The 21,377-nt window shown below is 66.9% G+C and carries 19 protein-coding genes; 7 read left to right on the plus strand and 12 right to left on the minus strand.

Annotation, left to right across the window (positions count from 1 at the left end):
* Positions 1-27: 27 nt before the first annotated feature.
* From ACZYZ5_RS06860 to ACZYZ5_RS06875, 4 genes are all read right to left on the minus strand, one after another.
* The gene (locus ACZYZ5_RS06860) at positions 28-549 is read right to left on the minus strand and encodes a GNAT family N-acetyltransferase (protein ID WP_463900322.1); all 522 of its coding nucleotides are present in this window, start codon (positions 547-549) and stop codon (positions 28-30) included.
* A gap of 174 nt (positions 550-723) precedes the next feature.
* Entirely contained in the window at positions 724-1,872 is a 1,149-nt protein-coding gene (locus ACZYZ5_RS06865) for a mannitol-1-phosphate 5-dehydrogenase (RefSeq protein ID WP_463900324.1), read from the minus strand.
* Positions 1,872-3,854: a PTS mannitol transporter subunit IICBA gene (locus ACZYZ5_RS06870; RefSeq protein WP_463900325.1), complete on the minus strand. Its 1,983-nt coding sequence runs from the start codon at positions 3,852-3,854 to the stop codon at positions 1,872-1,874. Before ACZYZ5_RS06870 ends, ACZYZ5_RS06865 begins: the two co-directional genes overlap by 1 nt.
* A gap of 60 nt (positions 3,855-3,914) precedes the next feature.
* Positions 3,915-4,643 (minus strand): TetR/AcrR family transcriptional regulator, encoded by a 729-nt coding sequence (locus tag ACZYZ5_RS06875; RefSeq protein WP_463900327.1) that lies wholly within the window; start codon positions 4,641-4,643, stop codon positions 3,915-3,917.
* Positions 4,644-4,860: 217 nt separating this feature from the next.
* Here ACZYZ5_RS06875 and ptsP point away from each other — a divergent pair, with 217 nt between their 5' ends.
* The 3 genes from ptsP to ACZYZ5_RS06890 all read left to right on the plus strand — a co-directional run bounded on the left by ptsP (position 4,861) and on the right by ACZYZ5_RS06890 (position 7,408).
* On the plus strand, positions 4,861-6,546 hold the full coding sequence (gene ptsP, locus ACZYZ5_RS06880) for a phosphoenolpyruvate--protein phosphotransferase (RefSeq protein ID WP_463900329.1): 1,686 nt from the start codon (positions 4,861-4,863) through the stop codon (positions 6,544-6,546).
* Positions 6,547-6,602: 56 nt separating this feature from the next.
* Positions 6,603-7,025 (plus strand): helix-turn-helix domain-containing protein, encoded by a 423-nt coding sequence (locus ACZYZ5_RS06885; RefSeq protein WP_463900331.1) that lies wholly within the window; start codon positions 6,603-6,605, stop codon positions 7,023-7,025.
* A 101-nt stretch (positions 7,026-7,126) separates the two neighbouring features.
* Positions 7,127-7,408: a hypothetical protein gene (locus ACZYZ5_RS06890; RefSeq protein ID WP_463900333.1), complete on the plus strand. Its 282-nt coding sequence runs from the start codon at positions 7,127-7,129 to the stop codon at positions 7,406-7,408.
* 12 nt (positions 7,409-7,420) lie between these two features.
* Here the strand turns inward: ACZYZ5_RS06890 and ACZYZ5_RS06895 are convergent, their stop codons facing one another.
* Entirely contained in the window at positions 7,421-8,641 is a 1,221-nt protein-coding gene (locus tag ACZYZ5_RS06895; protein ID WP_463900335.1) for a PucR family transcriptional regulator, read from the minus strand.
* A gap of 256 nt (positions 8,642-8,897) precedes the next feature.
* On the opposite strand from ACZYZ5_RS06895, the gene ald reads away from it, so the two are divergent.
* A complete protein-coding gene (gene ald / locus ACZYZ5_RS06900) occupies positions 8,898-10,016 on the plus strand; it encodes an alanine dehydrogenase (protein ID WP_463900338.1) in 1,119 nt (372 codons plus the stop codon).
* A 108-nt stretch (positions 10,017-10,124) separates the two neighbouring features.
* Here the strand turns inward: ald and ACZYZ5_RS06905 are convergent, their stop codons facing one another.
* The 6 genes from ACZYZ5_RS06905 to ACZYZ5_RS06930 form a co-directional block, all read right to left on the minus strand.
* Positions 10,125-11,180 (minus strand): Gfo/Idh/MocA family protein, encoded by a 1,056-nt coding sequence (locus tag ACZYZ5_RS06905; protein WP_463900341.1) that lies wholly within the window; start codon positions 11,178-11,180, stop codon positions 10,125-10,127.
* Positions 11,181-11,316: 136 nt separating this feature from the next.
* Positions 11,317-13,029 (minus strand): ABC transporter family substrate-binding protein, encoded by a 1,713-nt coding sequence (locus ACZYZ5_RS06910; protein ID WP_463900344.1) that lies wholly within the window; start codon positions 13,027-13,029, stop codon positions 11,317-11,319.
* A gap of 52 nt (positions 13,030-13,081) precedes the next feature.
* Positions 13,082-15,355, minus strand: coding sequence for an ABC transporter ATP-binding protein (locus ACZYZ5_RS06915; protein ID WP_463900347.1), 2,274 nt, complete (start codon positions 15,353-15,355; stop codon positions 13,082-13,084).
* Positions 15,352-16,362, minus strand: a complete 1,011-nt coding sequence (locus tag ACZYZ5_RS06920; RefSeq protein WP_463900349.1) for an ABC transporter permease — start codon at positions 16,360-16,362, stop codon at positions 15,352-15,354. Before ACZYZ5_RS06920 ends, ACZYZ5_RS06915 begins: the two co-directional genes overlap by 4 nt.
* A 2-nt stretch (positions 16,363-16,364) precedes the next feature.
* Positions 16,365-17,351, minus strand: a complete 987-nt coding sequence (locus ACZYZ5_RS06925; protein WP_463900351.1) for an ABC transporter permease — start codon at positions 17,349-17,351, stop codon at positions 16,365-16,367.
* Positions 17,352-17,712: 361 nt separating this feature from the next.
* Positions 17,713-18,309 (minus strand): TetR/AcrR family transcriptional regulator, encoded by a 597-nt coding sequence (locus tag ACZYZ5_RS06930; protein WP_463900353.1) that lies wholly within the window; start codon positions 18,307-18,309, stop codon positions 17,713-17,715.
* Between the two features lie 122 nt (positions 18,310-18,431).
* On the opposite strand from ACZYZ5_RS06930, the gene ACZYZ5_RS06935 reads away from it, so the two are divergent.
* The 3 genes from ACZYZ5_RS06935 to ACZYZ5_RS06945 all read left to right on the plus strand — a co-directional run bounded on the left by ACZYZ5_RS06935 (position 18,432) and on the right by ACZYZ5_RS06945 (position 20,900).
* Complete coding sequence (locus ACZYZ5_RS06935) at positions 18,432-18,995, plus strand: NAD(P)H-dependent oxidoreductase (protein WP_463900355.1); 564 nt, start codon at positions 18,432-18,434, stop codon at positions 18,993-18,995.
* A gap of 128 nt (positions 18,996-19,123) precedes the next feature.
* Positions 19,124-20,416, plus strand: coding sequence for an aminotransferase-like domain-containing protein (locus ACZYZ5_RS06940; RefSeq protein ID WP_463900356.1), 1,293 nt, complete (start codon positions 19,124-19,126; stop codon positions 20,414-20,416).
* A 52-nt stretch (positions 20,417-20,468) separates the two neighbouring features.
* Positions 20,469-20,900 (plus strand): universal stress protein, encoded by a 432-nt coding sequence (locus ACZYZ5_RS06945; RefSeq protein WP_463900358.1) that lies wholly within the window; start codon positions 20,469-20,471, stop codon positions 20,898-20,900.
* Between the two features lie 120 nt (positions 20,901-21,020).
* On the opposite strand, the gene ACZYZ5_RS06950 is transcribed toward ACZYZ5_RS06945, so the two are convergent.
* Positions 21,021-21,362 (minus strand): YegP family protein, encoded by a 342-nt coding sequence (locus ACZYZ5_RS06950; RefSeq protein WP_463900361.1) that lies wholly within the window; start codon positions 21,360-21,362, stop codon positions 21,021-21,023.
* Positions 21,363-21,377: the final 15 nt, after the last annotated feature.

Here is a 21,377-nt window from a genome sequence, read left to right on the forward strand (position 1 = left end):
TATCTGTCACCTCGGCCGGCACTGGGGCTACAGAACGAGCTTCATGCCCTCGTGGCTCGCCGCGAAGCCGAGCCGTTCGTAAAACCGGTGGGCGGCCGTGCGGGACTTGTCCGTGGTGAGCTGCATCAGTGAACAGCCGCGGAGCCGCGACTCGTCCATGGCCCATTCCACCATCGCCGCCCCGACGCTCTGGCCGCGCAGCTCGCTCCCCACCCGCACAGCCTCCAACTGGGCGCGCCATGAACCCCGGCGGGACAGCCCGGGCAGGAAGCTCAGCTGGAAGGTTGCCACCAGGCGGATACCGGGCCCGTCCGCGGTCGCCAGCTCCCCCACGAGCAGGAGATGGGCCGGATCGGCGTCGATCGCGGCAAACGCCTTCTCGCAGGGGGCCAGATCGGACGGGTCCTCGCGGCTTGACCCGAGCTGGTCGTCCGCCAGCAGCCGGAGAATGTCGGGCAGATCGGCGCGTTCGGCATGGCGCAGGCGGAAAGTCCCGGTGTCGACGTCGAGGGTCAGCAATGGGGTCCGGTCAGGGAGGTTCGAAGTCACCAGTCCAGCTTGCCCTACCGCCCCGCGAGGTGACAGATCAGGCCCATGTTTCCGGCAAACATGGGCGTGATCTGTCACCTCGGCGGGTGAACCCGCTGAAAACACAGACGCCGACGCCGGAACTCGGGTGAGTTCCGGCGTCGGCGGCTATGCTTTCGCGATATTGGAAACGGACTAGACGGCTTCCTTGGCCTCGTCGACCAGGGCGGACACAGCCGCGAACAGCGGGTGGTCCGGGGCGAGGCCGGTGATCTTCGCGGTGGCCTCGTCCGCGCTGGAGGATGCCACGATCTGCCTGAGCTCCACGGCCTCGGCGTCGGCCGGGTCGTTGAAACGCAGGGCTGCGGCGATCGCCCCGAGCAGTGACTCCGGCACGATTCCGCGTTCGGCGAGCTCCGCGGCCGGACCGATGAAGCGTTCGTGCCGGCTGAGCTTGCGCAACGGCGCCCGGCCCACCCGGTTCACAGTGTCCGGCAGGTGCGGGTTGGAGAAGCGGCCCAGGATTTTCTGGACGTAGGCCTCCTGCTCGTCACGGTTGAAGCCGTGCTTGGCCACCAGCAACTCTTTGGTTTCGTCCAGGACGGCGCGCACATCGGCGGCGACATCCTGATCGGCCATGGCCTCGGAAATCTTCCCGAGCCCGGCCTCGAAACCGAAATAGGCTGCCGCGGCGTGCCCGGTGTTCACGGTGAACAGTTTCCGCTCGATGTAGGGCTCCAGCTCATCCACGAACGTGGCACCCGGTATGACCGGTACCGCAGCGCCGAACGGTGTCCGGTCGATGACCCATTCGTAGAAGGTCTCCACCGTGACGTCCAGGCCCTGCCCGGCTTCCTGGTTGGGCACGATCCGGTCCACCGCCGTGTTCGCGAACACGGCGGCGGCGTCGAGGGATCCCGCGGCCGGGTCCCACTGCGCCGAGACCTCGGACTTCAGGATGTCCGTGGCGTTGATGGCGTTCTCACACGCCATCACCTGCAGCGGAGCGAGACCGGGGGCCCTGGCGGCGATCCCCCGGGCGATCACCGGGGCCACGAATTTGAGGATATGCGGCCCCACCGCGGTGGTGACCACGTCCGCCGTCGCGATCTCCGCGATGACCTCCGCTTCCTGGCCGCCGGAGTTGAGCGCGCGGAAGTTCTCCACGGTGCGGACGGTGGGGTGCTCCCCCACCTCGTGGACCCGGTAGCTGTCCGCGGCGGCCAGTTGGGTGATCAGGTCCTCCGCGACATCCGCGAACACCACCTCATACCCCGCCTCGTGCAGCAGCAGCCCCACGAATCCGCGCCCAATGTTCCCGGCTCCGAAATGAACAGCCTTCACTATGAATTGACCTTTCCGAACAGGTCGAGGACTTCCTCGACCGTGGTGGCCGCCTCAAGCTGTGCCACCTGTGCCTTGTTGGTGAAGACCTTGGCGATGGAGGACAGGATGTGGAGGTGCTCGTTGTTGATCCCGGCGACGCCGACGACGAACTTCACTTCCTTGCCGTTCCAGTCGATGCCGTTCGGGTAGCGGATCACGGAGACTGCGGACTTCATGATGTGGTCCTTGGCGGCATTGGTGCCGTGCGGAATCGCGAGGTAGCTGCCCATGTAGGTGGACACGGATTCCTCACGTTCGTGCATGGCGTCCAGGTAGCCGGCGTCGACGGCGCCGCGGTCCAGCAGGAGCCGGCCGGCCTCGTCGATGGCGGCATCGCGGGTGGTGGCCGTGCCGTTCAGGACAACGCTCTCCGCCACCAGGACGCCGGCGGGGCCGGTTTCCTCGGGAGCTTCGGGCGCTTCGGGCGTTGCGGCGCCGGCCGCAGTGCCAGCCGCAGGGGCGTCGGCTCCAATCTCGGTGTTGCTTGACCTGACCAGTTCCACGATCTCGTCGTACTTGGGGCTGTTCATGAAGTTATCGACCGAGACGTGCACGGCGCTGGCGGTCACCGGCGTGGCCCGTTCAGTCAGGTCCTGGTGCGTGATGACGACGTCGTAGGTGTCACTGAGGTTGGCGATCGCGGAGTTGGTGACCTTGACGTCCGGGAAGCCGGCAGCCTTGATCTTGTTCCGCAGCACCGAGGCGCCCATAGCGCTGGAGCCCATGCCGGCGTCGCACGCAAAGACGATGTTCTTGACCGGCCCGGCGAGGACTGCGACGCCGCCGGCGGCAGCACCGGAGCCCGTGAGCAGGGAGGACACCGAGCTCTTTTTGCCCTTCATTTCCTCCATCCGGACGGTGGCGGCGCCCAGGGCATCTTCCTCGCTGGCGCCCACCGGGGTCTTGCTGGCCTTCAGGATCACCGAGGCGATCAGGAAGGACACGGTGGTGGCGAACAGCACGGAGAGGGTCACGCCGACGTAGCTGTCGCGGGCGGTGGCGGCGTAGACGGCGATGATGCTGCCCGGCGCGGCGGGCGACCGGAGGCCGGCCCCGGTCACCACGAGGGTGAAGATGCCGGTCATGCCGCCGCCGATTGCGGCGAGGATCATGATGGGCTTCATAAGCACGTACGGGAAGTAGATCTCATGGATGCCGCCAACGAACTGGATCACCGCGGCGCCCGGCGCGGACGCCTTGGCCAGTCCCGTGCCGAAGATCGAGTAGGCGAGTAGGATGCCGAAGCCCGGACCGGGGTTGGCTTCGAGCAGGAAGAGGAGGGACTTGCCCTGCTCGAGCGCCTGCTGCGTGCCCAAAGGCGTGAGGATGCCGTGGTTAACGGCATTGTTCAGGAACAGAACCTTGGCTGGCTCGATGAAGATGCTGGTGAAAGGCAGCAAGCCGTTGATAACGAGGAACTCGACCACTGCGCTGGCACCGTCGCTAAAGGCCTTCACCACCGGACCGACTACGAGCATGCCGACGATCGCCATGATGGCGGCCAGGATGCCGGCCGAGAAGTTGTCGATCAGCATTTCGAAGCCCGGCTTGACCCGGCCTTCCCAGATCTTGTCCAGCTTCTTCATGAGCCAGGCCGTGAGCGGGCCGAGCATCATGGCGCCGATGAACATGGGGATGTCCGTGCCGACGATGACGCCAGTGGTGGCCACCGCGCCCACGACGCCGCCGCGCACGCCGTAGACCATCCGGCCGCCGGTGTAGCCGATCAGGAGCGGGAGCAGGTAGGTGATCATTGGCCCGACGAGCTTGGCGAGCTCCTCGTTGGGCAGGAAGCCCGCCGGGATGAAGAGCGCCGTGATGATGCCCCAGGCGATGAACGCGCCGATGTTGGGCATGATCATTCCGGACAGGAACGTCCCGAATTTCTGGACGCCGACCCGCACGCTGGTACGGGGTTTCGCAACTGTCTCTGTTGCCATGTGATTTCCTAACCGTCATTTCCTGCTGCACCGCAGGATGGTCCGATGAATTCGCGAAAGCTAGCTGGTGGAGCTGGTGGAGATCCGGTGGAGCCATTCGAGGAAGAGCTTGAGTTCCGAGCTGGAGAGCTGGTCGGAGTGCGATGCCTGCAGTGCCGCGTTCAGGGCGATCGCCGCCACAACCACTGACGATTTCCCGGATGCTTCAGGACCGTTCTCCTTGGCCTGTTCCGAGGACACCGCAAAGATCATGGCGTCCCGGGTCATGGTGGACAGCTCGAGGTTGCGCTCGGGCGCCTTTTCCGTGATCAGCATGAGTGTCACCCCGACGTTGGCAGCCAGGATACTCCTGGCCGCTTCCCGCGGAGGGACGTTAATTTGGCCGGCGACGGCGGCCTTGTTCAGCATTTCCTCCATCAGGCCCTCGGCGTCGGCGACGACAGCCGGGCGGCTCTCCGGGCGGATATTGCCGAACATGACCAGGTACAGTTCCGGCTGGTTGAGTCCGAACTGCACGTGGTTGTCCCACATCCGCCGGATATCTTCCAGCGGATGTCCGGACGGCGCGAAGTCGCGTTCGCCCGCCACATACTCCTCAAAACCTGCCGCGACAACCGCGTCGAACAGCCCTTCCTTGTCACCGAAGTGGTGATAGAGGGTCGGCGCGGTGACGCCGGCCCGCTGGGTGATCTGGCGGGTGGAAACCGGGCCACCGGCGGAGTTGGCCAGCAACTCAGCCGCCGCACGCAGCAGCCGCGTCTTTGGCGGAAGCTGGCCATCGAAACTCATAACCGCTACCCTAGCACCTATAGCAACGCTATATGAAGTGCATCACATACAATTTTTTCAGGTACCGGATCCGCCCGCCGACGTAGCTGTCGGCAGGCCGGGCCGACCGTCCGATCCAGAAATCCGGGCCGGATCGTCCGGCCCGGATCGGACGACCGGCTCCGGCGGTACCTGACTCACCGGCTTACCGGCCCACGGCAGAGAATGAGGACCTTCAGTGCAGAACTTCCCAGGAGTAGGCGTCAGCCCCGGCCGCATCATCGGAACCATCCGGCAGATGCCCAAACCCGTCAGCGAACCGCCCGCCGGGGAGCAATTGCCGGCCGGCGTCACGGCCGAGGAGGCGACCGCGGCACTGAAGACGGCGGCGAAGGCCGTCCACGATGAGCTGAAGGCCCGGGCCGAGACGGTCAGCGGCGACGGCAAGGCCGTCCTGGAAGCCACGGCCCTGATGGCGACGGACACGATGCTCCTGAAGTCCGCCGCCAAACTGATCGGCCGCGGAGCCTCCGGCCAGCGTGCCATCTGGGAGGCCGGCGCCTCCGTCTCGGAAATGCTGCACAACCTGGGCGGCTACATGGCGGAGCGGGCCACCGACGTCCTGGACGTCCGGGCCCGGATCGTGGCCGAACTGCGCGGCGTCCCGGCCCCGGGCATCCCCTCCTCCCCTACCCCGTTCATCCTGATCGCCGAGGATCTCGCCCCGGCGGACACCGCCACCCTGGATCCGGAGAAGATCCTGGCGCTGCTCACCGCCGGCGGCGGACCGCAGTCCCACACCGCGATCATTGCCCGCTCACTGGGCCTCCCCGCCGTCGTGGCCGCGACCGGCGTCGACCAGGTTCCGGACGGAACCGAGGTCTATGTGGACGGCGCCGCCGGCCTGATCACCGTGGACCCGGATGACTCGCAGCGCGCCGCCGCCGAACACTGGGCCGCAACGGCCTCGCTGCTGGCGGACTTTGACGGCACCGGCGCGACGGCGGACGGCCACCTTGTACCGCTGCTCGCCAACGTCGGCGGGGGCAAGGATGCCGTGGCCGCAGCCAAGCTGAACGCGCAGGGGGTGGGGCTGTTCCGGACCGAGTTCTGTTTCCTGGAGCGGGACACCGAGCCCACCGTGGACGAACAGGCCGCCGCCTACAAGGGCGTCTTCGACGCGTTCCCGGGCAAGAAGGTGGTGCTTCGGACGCTCGACGCCGGCGCGGACAAGCCGCTGCCCTTCCTCACCGACGCCACGGAACCCAACCCCGCCCTCGGGGTCCGCGGGTACCGCACCGATTTCACCACGCCGGGTGTGCTGGAACGCCAGCTGCAGGCCATCGCCCGGGCCGAGCAGGAGTCCGAGGCGGACGTCTGGGTGATGGCGCCGATGATTTCCACCGCGGAGGAGGCTGCCCGCTTCGCCACCCTGTGCGCCGAGGCCGGGATCAAGACCCCCGGCGTCATGGTGGAGGTCCCGTCCGCGGCACTCACGGCCGAGGCCATCCTCCGGGAGGTGGCGTTCGCGAGCCTTGGCACCAACGACCTCACCCAGTACGCCATGGCCGCCGACCGCCAGCTCGGCCCGCTCGCGGCGCTGAACACCCCGTGGCAGCCCGCCGTGCTCCGGCTCGTCGGCCTGACCGTGGAGGGTTCCGTCGCGGAGGGCCACGACAAACCGGTCGGTGTCTGCGGCGAGGCCGCCGCGGATCCGGCCCTCGCCGTCGTTCTCACCGGGCTCGGCGTCTCGACCCTATCCATGACGGCCCGGTCCCTCGCCGCCGTGGCGGCCGTGCTGAAGACCGTCACTCTGGCCGAGGCGCAGGAACTGGCCAAACTGGCCCTCTCCGCACCGAGCGCCACCGAGGCCCGCGCCTGGGTCCGGGCGAAGCTGCCGGTCCTCGAGGAGCTCGGTCTGTAGCGCCACAGCAGGCAGAGGTGGTGTGGGGCCGATCAGGGGGCGCTAGGATGCACTCCATGACACTGATTGCTCCCCGGGTGACGTCCGTCCTTCCGGCTGAGGACGCGCAGAAACTCCGGTACGCCCTGCAAGGCAGCGACGACATCACGGTGTTCGTCGACGGCACCGTCCACCGGTTGCCGCCCCAGGCGCGGGACGCCGTCGTGGACCTGCTGGCGCGCTTCAGCCGGGGCGAGGCGGTGTCGGTCAGCAGCGTCGAGGAAATGCTGACCACGTCCCGGGCGGCCGAGCTGGCCGGGATCTCGCACACCTACCTGCGGAACATGACGGACCGCGGCGAAATCCCGGTGGAATACCGTGGCACACACCGGCGGATCCGGCTCGCCGACGTCATAGCCTGGCTGGAAAAGCAGAAGAAGAACAGTACCGCGGACGGTGCTCCGGGCCACGGGGATGACGGTGCCGCGGATGCTTCGTGACGGCGTGATAAGGATCAAACAACGATCCCGGCCCTGCGCGGAAACGCGGAGAAGGCCGGGGTTACGCTTGGCTTGTGGGTAAGTTCAGAGGGTGGCACATCGTGGCTGGCATTGCCGCCATGGTGCTCACGGGCATTCTCGGAAACTCCATGGGGCTGAACAATACCGCGGCTTTTATGTCCAGCTGTGTTGTGTTTGTGGCCGTCTCCATGTGGATGGACAGCCGGATCACGCTCCGCAGGAGACAACGAGCGCGGGAAGGAGCGCTGGATACGGCGCGAGAAAGCGGGCGGGAAGCAGTGCGGGAGGCCGACGATGCCGGCTCCGCACCGGATCGGCGACTCGAGGCCGAGCAGCCCAAACGCGAGGGCCGCGGCACCTAAGCCAGCGGGCTCCTATATCCTGGGGCGCGCTGCCCAGCGCCGCGCCTTCAGCGCCGCGTGGAGTTCCAGCCGCACCATCCCCTTGAGCGGGTCGACGCCGAGCAGCTGGCGTATCCGGCCGAGCCGGTTGTAGATGCTGCTCCGGTGCAGGTGCAGCTTGTCCGCGACTTCCTGGACTGATCCGTCATTGTCATAGAACAGCTCCAGCACCGGCAGCAGCTCCTGGTTCCGGTCGTGGTCCTCCAGGAGGCGGAAATAGACCGAGCCCGCGTCCGCCCACGCCCCCGCACCGCCGCCGGCCGAGGCCAGCAGCTGGTAGATCCCGGTGGCGCGGCAGTCCACGAGTTCTCCCAGCTGGGGATCCACCGCAGCGGCCTGCGCGGCCTGCCGGGACTGCCGGTACGCGTCGGCAAGTTCCCGCGGCCGCGCGAAGCCCTCGGAGGTTCCCAGGATGATCCGGTGGACCGGACGGCCGGTCCGCTTGGCCAGCTCCAGCTGGTAATGGACCAGCACCTGGGCGTGGTTGGCGCGGCCGGTCGATTCCCTGAACAAGACGACGGCGTGGGTCTCCGTGCCGGCGCTGAACAGTGTGGCGTCCACGCCGATGGTGGCCTGCAGGGCGGCGGAGCGGTGGACCAGCGTGGAAGCGATCGGGTCCGAGCCTTCCGCCCAGCCGTCCGCATCCAGTACCGTCACCAGCTGCCAGGGTCCGCGCCCCTGGACTTCCTTCCAGCCGGCGACGGCCGCGACGGCGTTGGACTCGCCGCGGCAGGCGGCCAGGAATTCCTGTTCGCGGCGGCGGCGGAACTCGGATTCCGCGGTGTTGGACTCCAGCAGCAGGGCCGAGAGCTGCTCCAGCTCGCGGGCAACCTCGGGCAGCTGGGCGAGGACCGTTGTCGCGTTCGGCTCATCGGCGTCGAGCTGGACCCAGAGGTATCCCACCCGGAAGCCCCGCACCAGCAGGGGAACGCAGACCCGGCCCAGCATTCCGAGCTCCGCGTTGGCCGGCACGACCACCGGGCGGACCGCCGTCGCGATCCCGTGCGAGAGCTGCCAGGCGCTGACGTCCACCGGGACGCGCTTGCTGAGCAGGAAGTTCACCCGGACCCGGTCGGCGTGCGACTGGTTTGAGCTGTAGGCGAGCAGTTGGCCGTCGAGATCCTCGAGTGAGAGCCCGCGGCCCAGTTGCAGTGCGACTTGCTCCACAAGCTGTTCGACGTCCTGCTGCTGCATGCTGCAACACTACTGCCGATGCCACCTCCCCTGGAAACGCCGCGGCGAACACCGCCCCAACGGACAGCAGGCGACACCTGACGCTTGCCGGGTCGACAAATGTCCAGTCCGGTATTTGGAAAAGCCCGGAATTCCGCGGAAAGCGGCCGTTGCCGCGAGGCGGCGCCTGTCACGTGCCTCACAGCCGGATTTATTCTGGAAGTACGACTTCCCCGAATACGCAGGCCCACAAGGCCGCCAGCATTGGAGCCCATAAATGATCATCGGTGTCCCCAAAGAGATCAAGAACAATGAATTCCGCGTCGCCATCACGGCCGCCGGCGTGCACGAATTCCGCACCCACGGCCACTCGGTCCTCGTGGAGCGCGGCGCGGGCCTGGGCTCGGGCATCACGGACGAGGAATATGCCATCGCCGGGGCCGAGATCGTCGTCGAAGCCGATGACGTCTGGGCCCGCGCCGACATGGTCATGAAGGTCAAGGAGCCGGTCAAGGCCGAATACCACCGCTTCCGCAAGGGCCTGATCCTCTTCACCTACCTGCACCTGGCCGCCGAGCCGGAACTGACCCAGCAGCTCATCAACTCCGGCGTCACCGCCATCGCCTACGAGACTGTCCAGGAGGGCCGCACCCTGCCGCTGCTCGCCCCGATGTCCGAGGTTGCCGGCCGTCTCTCCGTCCAGGTCGGCGCCACCTCGTTGATGGCTCCGGCCGGCGGCAAAGGTGTGCTGCTCGGCGGCGTACCGGGCGTCCGCCCCGCCAAGGTCGTTGTCCTCGGCGCGGGTGTTGCCGGCACCAACGCCGCCGCCATGGCCCTCGGCCTCGGCGCCGACGTCACCATCCTGGACATCAACATCAACCGCCTCCGCGAACTGGACGCCCAGTACCAGGGCCGACTGAAGACCGTCGCGTCCAACGCGTACGAGATTGAGAAGTCGGTCGTCGACGCCGACCTGGTGATCGGCTCCGTGCTGATCCCGGGCGCCAAGGCCCCGAAACTGGTCACCAACGAGCTCGTTGCCCGGATGAAGCCGGGCTCCGTGCTGGTGGACATCGCGGTGGACCAGGGCGGCTGCTTCGAGGATACGCACCCCACCACGCACCAGGAACCGACGTACAAGGTCCACAGCACGATCTTCTACTGCGTGGCCAACATGCCGGGCGCTGTGCCGAACACTTCGACCTACGCGCTGACCAACGTCACCCTGCGCTACGCCGTCGCCCTGGCCAACCTGGGCGTCAAGGCCGCGTTTGAACGCGATGCCGCCCTCGCCGCCGGCCTCAACATCGCCGGTGGCAAGGTGGCGCACCGCTCGGTTTCCGAGGCGCACAACCTGCCCCTCGTCGCCGACTGGCACGAGCTGGTCTCCGCGTAACACCCGCCGATTCCGGCATAGCCAGAAACCGCATCGGCTGCTCCGTAACCGCCCTTTGGGACCCCCAAAACGGCGGTTACGGAGCAGCCGATCGCTGTTTAACCCGCTTTAGCCCAGCGCCCGGGCCTGCTCGATCAGCCGCAGCACCTCGACCGGACCTGCCGGATCGACCGGGACCGGCAGCGCCGAGGCCGCCCCGCCGTCGTGGATCTTCGCGGCCAGCAGCCGGTAGAACTCCGGGTAGGCGCCGCGTTCGGTGGGCAGCCGGTCCAGGTGGCCGTCCCGGCCGAGCAGCCCGGCCCAGTCCAGGTCTTCGACCCCATAGTCCGGGTCCAGCGGGCTGCCGCCGGCCACGATGAAGGGCTCCTGCGGGTCCACGCCGTTTTTGGTGAAGCCGCCCGCAGTGCCCAGCAGCCGGAACCGCGGCCCCTGCTGGGCGCAGAGCATGTTCATCCACAGGTGGCTCGTCACGCCGGATTCGTGCTCCAGGGCCAGGAACACGTCGTCGTCGGTCATCTCGCCGGGCCGCCGCGCAGCCAATTCCGCGTGGGTGACCGTGGCCGGACCGAACAGCTGCACCGTCTGGTCCAGCAGGTGGGTGCCGAGGTCGAAGAGCACGCCCCCGCCGTCGTCCGCCGTCGCGGCCGCCTTCCAGGCCTTGGCGACCTCCGGGGACCAGCGTTCGAAGCGGGATTCGAACCGCGTCACAGTGCCGAGCGCGCCGCTCTCCAGCAGGCCCTGGACGGTCAGGTAGTCGCCGTCCCAGCGCCGGTTCTGGAAGACCGTGAGCACGCGTCCCAGCCGGGCCGCGAGCTGGATGAGCTCCTCGCCTTCGGCGCTGCGCACGGTGAACGGTTTGTCGACGACGACGTCGAGTCCGGCTTCCAGTGCGGCTTTCGCGAGCGGGTAGTGGGTGGCCGGAGGGGTTCCCAGGACCAGCAGGTCCAGTTCGCCGGCGAGCTCGAGGATGTCCGCCGGGGTGCCCACCAGGCGGGCGCCGGGGTACCGGGTCGAGGCGGTGGCCTGCCGGCCGGCGTCGGAGGTGGAGATCGCCTCGACGGAAAACGCGGGGTCTGCGGCGAGCAGCGGGGCGTGGAAAACGCTGCCGGAGAGGCCGAAGCCGGCGACGGCCGTGCGGATAGGCCGGCTGGAGTCTGTTGTCATGGTCCCACGCTACCCCCGCATCCCCATTCGACGCTCGCTCAGATTTCGCAACAATTCAGGCGACGCTCCCTCGAAACGTGAGGGAGCGTCGCCCAAAATGCTGCCAAAGGTGAGGGAGCGTCGGAAGGGGGTGGTGTTACTTCTTTTCCCAGCCGATGGTGGTCCAGTCCGGAACCTGGGAGAGGCTCTTGAACAGGGACGGGCCGTAGTTGGCCAGGCCGGTGCGCACGAAGGAGATCTGCGGACCGTTCATCACAACACCCATGGAGAAGTACTTCTCCATGTGCTTCTTTTCAACTTCCATGGCTGCCTTGTTCCGCTCATCGTTGTCGGCGATGGTGGAGAGCTTCTTGATCTCGGCGTCCAGCTCGGCATCGCCCAGTTCGTTCTCGTTCGTCTTGGAATCGTAGAACTGCTTGACGGCGTCAGTCGCGTCGGCGCCCACGGTGTAGCCGGAGACGCTCATGAAGAAGTCGCGGCTGCCCAGGACCTTGCCGAAGTCGGCGGAAGCGCGCTGGTCAATGCCGACATCCATGCCGCCGGCCTTGAGCTGGCTCTGCAGGGTCTGCGCGAACGCCAGGGTGGTGGGATCGTCACCGAAGTTGCTGATCTTGAAGGCGGCGGGGACGCCGTCCTTTTCCATGATGCCCGCGGCGTTGGCCGTGTAGCCGGCGTCGGTCAGGACCTTCTTGGCGGCCTCGGCGCCGGTTTCCTTGACCGGGTAGTTGTCCTGGTAGTGCTTGGAGAACGGCAGCAGCATCATCGATCCGGAGCTGGTTTCTTCCCAGTTCAAGCCGTTGAAGCGAACCTTGCGCAGGGCTTCGCGGTCGACGGCGGTGAAGATCGCCTTGCGGATGGCGGCGTCGGTCATCGGCGCCTTCTGCGCGTTGAGGTTCAGTCCACCGGCGAAGAGGCGCTGGCCGCGGCGGATCTCGGAGTCCTTGGTGCCGTCGAGCTGCTTGTAGGGGGTGATGGTGTTGGCGGATACGCCGTCGATTTCACCGTTCTTGAAGGCGGCGATGGCGGCGCTGCTCTCCAGCTGGCGGAAGACCACCTTTTCCAGGACCGGCTTGGTGCCCCACCACTTGTCGTTCTGGGCGAGGGTGACCGTCTTGGCGGCACTGTCGTACTGGTCGAGCTTGAACGGCCCGGCCATCCATTCCGGGTGCATGTCGCCGGTGAAGCCTTCGTTGAAGATTTCCGGGGTGTTCACGGCCGGGTGGATCAGCCCGGTGAACAGGGAATCCAGCGGGTAGACCGGCTGGGTGGTGGTGACAACAACTTCCTTGTCGCTGGACCCGGCCGTGACGGACTCGACGAACTCGTACGAGCCGGAGCTGACGATGTCGATGTCCTTGTTCTCCCCCTTGAGCATGTTCCAGGTGTTTTCGAAGGCCTTGACGTCGATCGGGGTGCCGTCGTTATAGGTGGCCTTCTCGTTCACCTTGATGGTGATGGTCTGCTTGCCGTCCTTGACCTCGCTCTTGACGTCCTCGCAGAAGTCCTTGTTCGGCGTGGCGGTGCCGTCGAAGTCGAAGTTCCAGCAGCCCCACGTGCCGGCCTGGTCGATCGGGCGGTGCAGGGCGGTGTTGTCCGCGCTGTTGCCGTTGTTGGAGAACCCGTTGAAGTCCGGACCGATGTTGCCCAGCGGCAGGGTGACGGTGCCGCCCGGCTGCAGGTCCTTGGCTTCCTTCGCGTTGATGCTGACCAGCTTGGCCAGGTCACTTCCCGCGTCCTGGCCCTTGGCGGTCTCCGGGCCCTGTGCAGCGCCGCCGCCACCGCCACAAGCGGTCAGCGCAAGCGCTGCAACGACGGCGGTAACGCCGCCGATCTTGGTCAGATTCTTCATGTGTTCCCCTTCATTCCTTTTGGTGCGGGTTGTGATGCGTGTAGCTGGTGGGTCAGGTGGTCTCGTGGACAACAAGCATGTCCGCGTCCAGTTCGCCGTCGGGATAGAAACAGGCGAATTGCTGGTCTGTGCGAGCCGCCGGATGGCCGGGGGCGGCCGGGTGTCCGGGGGCTCCGGCGCCGACGGTTTCCAGGGAGTCCGTGACTGCCAGCAGCCCGGGCTCCAGGGACAGGCACTTCTCCTGCTTTGCCGGCGGCAGTGCCGCGAAGACCGGGCAGCGCGTGGCGAAGTTGCAGCCCGTCGGCGCCTCCAGCGGCGAGGGCAGATCGCCCTGCAGGATGATGCGTTCGCGGGTGCGTTCCAGGACCGGGTCGGGGACCGGAATCGCGGAGAGCAGGGCCCGGGTGTAGGGGTGGCGGGGATTGTCGAAGACCCTGTCCACGTCGCCGATCTCCACGATTTTGCCGAGGTACATCACGGCCACCCGGTTGGAGATGTGCCGGACTACGGACAGATCGTGGGCCACCATCAGGTAGCTCAGCCCGAGTTCCGCGCGGAGTTGGTCCAGCAGGTTGATGACGCCGGCCTGGACGGACACGTCCAGGGCGGACACCGGCTCGTCCAGGACCACCAGTTTGGGGTTCACGGCCAGGGCGCGGGCGATGCCGATCCGCTGGCGCTGGCCGCCGGAGAACTGGTTGGGGAAGCGGTTGACGTGGTCCGGCTGGAGGCCTACGAGCTCCATCAGCTCCATGATCCGCTTCCGGATCTGGGGCTTGGCCATGCCCGCGTTCTCGAGCGGCTCGGACAGCACTTCAAAGACGGTGAAACGCGGGTCAAGGGCGCCGGTGGGGTCCTGGAAGACCATCTGGAGTTCCTTGCGCATGGCGCTCTTGGTTCTTGCGTCGGAGGCTTCCTTGTTGCTGAGGCCGCCGATGACCACCTCGCCGTCCTGGTCCTTGTGGAACTCCATGATTTCCAGCAGGGTGGTGGTTTTGCCGCAGCCGGACTCGCCGACGATCGAGAAGCACTCGCCCTCGCGGATGTCGAAGCTCAGCCCGTCGACCGCCTTGACGGTGCCGATCCGGCGTTTGAGCAGGGCACCCTTCATCAGCGGGAAGTGCTTCTTGACGTCCCTGAGCTCCAGCACGGTCCGGCGTTCCGCGCGCGGGATCGCGTCAAAGCGTGACACCGGAACCGCCGGGGCCTTGAAGACCTCGCGGACGTCCACTTCCAGGCCGAGGGAGTCGGTCTTGATGCAGGCGGCCATATGCGGCAGGCCGCTGTCAGGGCTGGTCCCGGCAACGGGCCACAGCTCCGGCTCGCCCTGCAGGCAGGCGTTGCTGACCAGCGGGCAGCGCGGGGCGAAGGAACAGCCCGTCGGCGGGTGGATGAGGTTCGGCGGGATGCCCTCGATCGGCACCAGCGAGGACTTCTCGGCCACGTCAACGCGCGGCACCGCGCCGAGCAGGCCCATCGTGTAGGGCATCCGGGGGTTGTAGTAGATGTCGTCGACGCTGCCGGTCTCCACCGGCTTGCCGGCGTACATCACCATGATGTCGTCCGCCATGCCGGCGACGACGCCGAGGTCGTGCGTGATCATCACGACGGCGGCGCCGGTCTCCTCCTGCGCGGTGTGCAGCACCTCCAGGACCTGCGCCTGGATGGTGACGTCCAGCGCCGTCGTGGGCTCATCGGCGATCAGCACGCGCGGGTTGTTGGCAATCGCGATGGCAATCATGACGCGCTGGCGCATGCCGCCGGAGAACTCATGCGGGAAAGCCTTGAGCCGGTCCTTCGGACTGGGGATGCCCACCATGCCGAGAAGCTCGACGGCGCGCGCCTCCTTGGCCTGCTTGCTCATGGTGGGGTTGTGGACCGTGAGCGCCTCGATGATCTGGTTGCCGACCGTGTAGACCGGGGTCAGGGAGGACAGCGGATCCTGGAAGACCATGGCGATGTCGTTGCCGCGGTGCCGGCACATGGCCTTGTCGCTGAGTCCCAGCAGTTCCTTGCCCTGGAGCCGGACCGAACCGGTGACCTCCGCCGTCGGGGGCAACAGGCCCAGGATGGCCATGGAGGTGACGGACTTCCCGGAACCCGACTCGCCGACGATCCCCAGCGTCTTGCCTGCGCGGAGGTCGAAGTCGATGCCGCGGACGGCGTGGACCTCCCCGTTTTCCGTGTTGAAGCGGACGTTCAGGTCCCGGACGGAGAGCACCGCATCCGCCGGGGCATCACCTGCGGCGTGCAGCCCGGCGATGTGGAGGCGCTCGACGGCGGAGAGGTCGGCAGCTTCGGTGCTGGCGGTCATTTCGTGGCTCATGTGGTCTTCTTCTGTACGGACTTCCGTGCCTTGCCGGACTGACTCTTCGCGGGGCCGCTCTTCTTGGCGCGGCCCACGGAGCTGGAGCTGGGATCGAACGCGTCACGCAGGCCGTCGTTCATCATGGCCAGCGACCCGGTCAGGAGGAACATCACGGTCAGCGGGACCCAGAACATCCACGGGAAGGTGGAGACCTGGGAGGTGGCCTGGCCGATCAGCACGCCCAGGCTGACGTCGGGGACCTTGATGCCGATCCCGATGAAGGAGAATGCCACCTCGGCCAGGATCGCGCCGGTGATGCCGCGGGTGATGTCCAGGACCAGCAGCGAGCCGATGTTCGGGACCAGGTGCCGCCAGACGATGCGCCGCGGCGGGATTCCCATGTACTGGGCCGCTTTGACGAAGTCGCGCGACATGAGGGACATCGAGAGCGAGCGGATGAGCCGGGCCGTGCCCATCCAGCTGAAGACCAGCAGCACGATGATCAGCAGGAGCCAGCTGGGCAGGGACTTTTGCAGGCCGTTGCCGCCGCCGCTCGTGGCCACGGCGACGACCAGCAGGGCCGGCATCATGATCAGGGCTTCGAGGACGAACAGCATGACCTTGTCCACCTTCCCGCCGAAGTAGGCCATGGTGCAGCCGTACACCGCGGCGATCAGGACCGAGACCAGCCCCACGACGAGGCCGATCAGGATCGAGATCCGGGTGCCCTCCACGGTCAGGGCGTAAAGGTCGATCCCGGCCTGGGAGGTGCCCAGCAGGTGCTCGGCCGACGGCGGCATGCCGATGTTGAACGGGTCGATCGTCTCCTTGTCCCAGCTGGTGAAGAGGCCGCCGACAAAGGAGAACAGGGTCAGGGCCAGGAAGATGACCAGCCCGACGACGGCTGTCTTGTTACGCAGGAAGCGGCGGAGGATGATCGAGGACTTCGCGATGACGACGTCGTTGTTCTCGATTTTCGCCTCGCCGGCGACGGCGGCCGGGTCGATGGTGTTGAGGTTTGTCATGGTTACTGCACCCGCACTCTCGGGTCGACCAGCGTGGTGGCGAAGTCCGCGAGGATCGCGCCGATCGCGAAGATCACGGAACCGTAGGCGAGGGTCGCCGTCGCGGCGTTGACGTCCTGCAGGGCGATCGCGTCAATGCTCCAGGAGCCGACGCCGTGCCAGGCGAAGATCTTCTCGGCGAAGAAGCCGCCGGCGAAGATCGCAGGGATGGTGAAGGCGATGCTTTGCGCGACGGGGATGAAGGACACCCGCAGTGCGTGGCGGCTGATGGCTTGGTTCCGGGTCAGTCCCTTGGCCCGCGCCGTCCGGACGAAGTCGGCGTTGACGTTGTCCAGGAGGTACTGGCGTTGGGCGATCTGGTAGGTGCCCCACCCCACGATCGTGATCGCGAAGGTCGGCACCGCGTAGTGCGCCAGCATGTCCACGAACTGCACCCAGCCGCCTCCCTCCAGCCCTGGCGTGGAGATGCCGGTGACAAAGAAAATGCGTTCCCCGACCGTCTCGTTGATGTTGATGGCACCGAGCTGCACCAGGAAGTAGGCGATCGGCGCGGGCACGATGTAGACGAGGTAGCTGTAGGAGGTGATGACCCGGTCCGATGCCTTGTACTGCCGCGCTGCCGTGTACACACCCAGGGCGACGCCGATGATCAGGGTCAGGATGATAGAGGCCAGGAACAGCCGGGTCGAGATCCAGACCCGGTCGCCGAATTCGGCGTTGATGAACGCGCCGTTGGGGCTGCGTCCCCAGTCCCAGCGGGTGACGATCGCCGTGAGCCACTCAACGTAGCGCTCCCACGCGCTGAGCTCCGGGTCGAGGCCCTTGAGCCGGAACGAGTTGGCCACCTGCTCGGGGGTGGGCCGCGGGATCCGCTCCTGCTCCAGCAGCGCCGGCTGCAGGGTGTTCACGGCCAGGAAGTACCCGGCGGTGGTCGTCAGGAAGATCATGAAGACATACGTGACGGCACGTTTGGCGAGGTATCGGAGCATGGGGCGGCTAGTTCTGGGTCGCCGTTGTGTGTGCGGGCGCTGCCGCCGCCGGAACGGTGTTCTCTGCCTCGGCGTGCGCAGGATTCCTGACAAGATTCACAACTGATCCTTCCGTAGTCCCCATCCGGCAGGGGGTCACCGCTGCCGATCCGGGATCTTGGCCAGCGGGTATCCGGCCCACCCGCAGGCCTTTCGGCAAGTCCTGGTGGACTATGTTGCGGGTCACATTCCAGAGGAAACTATCACATGCACACCGCCGCCGAACGCGTACGAACCCGGCATTCCGCGAGTCAGGTATCAGATCGTTATGAATAATTCCGGGGAATTGATTTGCTGGGCCCCGGCCGGAATCCGGGTGCGCCTAGGCCCCGCGGACCACGCGCGAGACGAGCTCGCGCCAGGATGCGGCGAGGCGCTCCGGGGCAATCTGGTGCACGCGGACGGAGTGCAGGATCCGTTCCGGTTCCAGGACGGCACTCAGTGAGGTGGCCATCAGCCAGGGGTCGGCCGTCAGGCCCGCTTCGCGCAGCAGCATCTCCAGATGCCGGTGCCAGAGCACGGCCGCCGGTACGTCGAACCGGTTGTAGGCCGACACGTCCGCGGCCCGGGCCAGCTCGCCGAATTCCAGCACCCAGGCGATCCGCTCCTCGCCGAAGGCGACGAGCCTGTCCAGCGGCGGAGCGCCGGGGCCCAGCGGCGGCGGGCCGAACATGAACCTCCCCTGGAACCCGGCCTCCGCGTCGCTGAGCAGGGTCATCATCAGCCCGGCCCTGCTGCCAAACCGGCGAAACACCGTCCCCTTGCCCACACCGGCCCGCTGCGCCAGCGTGCCCATGGTCAGGCCGTCCGCCCCGCATTCCTCGATGAGCTCGCGGGCAGCCCGGAGCAGCAGCTCGCGGTTGCGGGCTGCGTCGCGGCGTTCAGGCTCCAGGCCCGGGCGGATTGGGATCAGGCTCACAACGCACATTCTAGTCCCGGGGAATAGAAGCGGACCGCAGTCCGTTTTGATCTGTGAAGGCCAGAATGGCCTCCATCATCAGCCAGCCGCAGCATCACGCGGCGCGACACCTAGGAGTTCACATGTCCAAGAACACCGTTCTCACCCTGGTCGGCAGCCTTCGCGCCGATTCCACCAACCAGAAGCTGGCTGAGGCCATCCAGCTGAATGCCCCGGAGCAGGTGGAGGTTCTCATCCACGACAGCCTCGGCAACATCCCGTTCTACAACGAGGACATCGACATTGAAGGCCAGGTTCCCGCCGCCGCAGCAGCCCTGCGCGCCGCCGCGAACGACGCCGACACCCTGCTCCTGGTCACTCCGGAGCACAACGGCACCGTGCCCGCCTCGCTCAAGAACGCCATCGACTGGCTGTCCCGCCCCTTCGGCGCCGGCGCCCTGAGCGGCAAGCCGACCGCCGTCGTCGGCACCGCCTTCGGCCAGTTCGGCGGAGTGTGGGCCCAGGACGAGGCTCGCAAGGCCGTCGGCATCGCCGGGGCCCGGGTGCTCGGGGACGTCAAGCTGGCCGTCCCGGGTTCCATGGTGCGCTTCGCCGAGGTCCACCCCAAGGACGACGCCGAGGTTGTGGAGCAGATCAAGGCCGTCTTCGAGGCGCTGGAAGTGTCCCGCATCGCCTCCGCAGCGTAGTTCACCGCTCCACTCCGGACACCCCCGGCCGCCCTCCGGCGGCCGGGGGTGTTTCGCGTCCGCGGACTCGTAGGGGCGGTGAAAACAAACGTTTCCCCTGTAGCAACAAGGGTTGTATTCTGGGAGATGTGACCCACGAAACACTTGATGCCGCCGCAGAAGTACTCCCGGCCGAGGCAATTGACGCAATCGAACGTGCGGCTACGTCCGCCCACCGCCACGAGGACCTGTTCTCGGAGCGCGCAGCAAACATCAGGCAATCGGCAGTCCGCGATGTCTTCGACATCTCGATGCGCCCCGGCCTCGTCTCGCTGGCGGGCGGCAGCCCGTATCTCCAGTCCCTGCCACTGGAACGGCTGGGCCAGACTGCCGCAAAGATCATCGCCGAACAAGGGATGACCGCGCTGCAGTACGGCGGCGGCCAGGGCACCGAGGAACTCCGGACCCAGGTCTGCGAAGTCATGGCCGCGGAGGGAATCCTGGACGCCAAGCCCGAGAACGTCGTGATTACGGCGGGATCACAGTCCGCACAGGACGTGGCGACCAAGGTCTTCTGCAATCCCGGCGACGTGGTGCTCGTCGAGGATCCGACCTACGTCGGCGCGCTGAACACCTTTGAGGCGTACCAGGTCCAGGTTGCCACCGTCCCGATGGACGACGACGGCATCATCCCGGACCTCCTGGAGGCCAGGATTGCCGCCCTGCAGACTGCGGGCAAGAACATCAAATTCCTGTACACGATCCCGAGCTTCAACAACCCCTCCGGGATCACCCTGTCCGCCGAGCGGCGGCAGGAGGTGGTGGATATATGCCGAAATGCGAATATTCTGGTGCTGGAGGACAACCCCTACGGCCTGCTGCGCTTCGACGGCAAACCGCTCACCCCGCTGCGGGCCGCCAACCCGGACGACGTGATCTACATGGGGTCCTTTTCGAAGATCTTCGCGCCCGGGCTGCGGATCGGCTGGGCGCTCGTGCCGGCGCACCTCCAGCGCCGCTATTATCTGGCGTCGGAGGCTGTCACGTTGTGCCCGCCGACCCTCAACCAGATGCTCGTCTCCGCCTACCTCCGCGACTACGACTGGCGCGGCCAGATCGAGACGTACCGGGGGCTGTACAAGGAGCGCTGCGACGCGATGCTGGCCGCCCTCGACGAGTACCTGCCGCCGGGCCTGAGCTGGACCCGCCCGGAGGGCGGCTTCTTCGTCTGGGTCACGCTTCCCGATGGCGTGGACACCTATCCGCTGCTGAAGAAAGCGATCGACGCCGGGGTGGTCTTCATTCCGGGCGCGGCCTTTACCCATTCCGACGACCCGTCCAACAAGATCCGGCTGGCCTTCAGCGCCGTCCCGCCGGAGTCCATCCGCGAAGGGGTGCGCCGGCTGGCGCCGGTCCTGCGGGAAGCCATCGCCGCCCTGTAGCCTGAATCATCGGTGCACGGCCGAAGACTTTCGTTGACCCAAGGAGCACTTCATGACCGGAATTATTGTTGTCGGCGTCGACGGCAGCGAGACTGCCCTGAAGGCCGCGCACACCGCCCGTGACCTGGCCGCGTCGCTCGGGGCCACGCTGCATGTGGTCAGCGCGTTCGACAGCGACCGGACCGAGGTCTTCGGCAGCGGCAGTGACAAGTGGATCGTCTCCGACGCCGGGGAAGCCGAAAAGGTTGCCCGCCGCGTCGCCGACAGCCTTCGTACGCCCGCGGTTCACGTCACCTACGCCGCCGCCCGCGGCAAACCTGCCGAGGCCCTGATCGACGAAGCGGCCCGTTCCGGCGCCCAGCTTATTGTGGTCGGCAACCGGCGGATGAAGGGTCTGGGCCGCGTGCTCGGGAGCGTTGCCAACTCCGTCGCCCACAACGCCCCCTGCGACGTCTACATCGCCAAGACGGACGTGTCCGAATAGGCGCAAACCGCGACCGCAGGGCGGGAGTTCGCTGGCACTGATGACGGCATCCGGTCACCCCCAATGGTGATCGGCAGCCGCCGGGCCGGGAAATCCGTGTCGGCGGTCGCGGCGACCGCGTTACTGAAGCGGCGGGGTAAGGGACTCCGGGGCGGGGGAACGCGCCGTCTCGTCCGAGATGTGGGCCGCGGCAGCGCATTCCCGCACGGCTTCGACACCTTGCACCGCAGCGGCGATATCCGGGTAGGCCCGGGAGCGGGCCAGCACGGCCCCGTTCCCGTCGAGCATGCGGATGAGGAACCCGCCCCCGTCGACTCGCACAATTTCAAATTTGCCGGGCGCTGAGGGCCGGCGGACGTCAGCGGCCTTATGGCGGATGGTCCGCGCCGGGGTATGCGGCACAATTCGAATCGCGTGTTCGCGTTTGGCGGCAGAAGGCAGGACGGGGGAAATCTCTTGCACGGTAGCTCCACGATG

This window comes from Pseudarthrobacter ribosi (genome assembly GCF_055412865.1).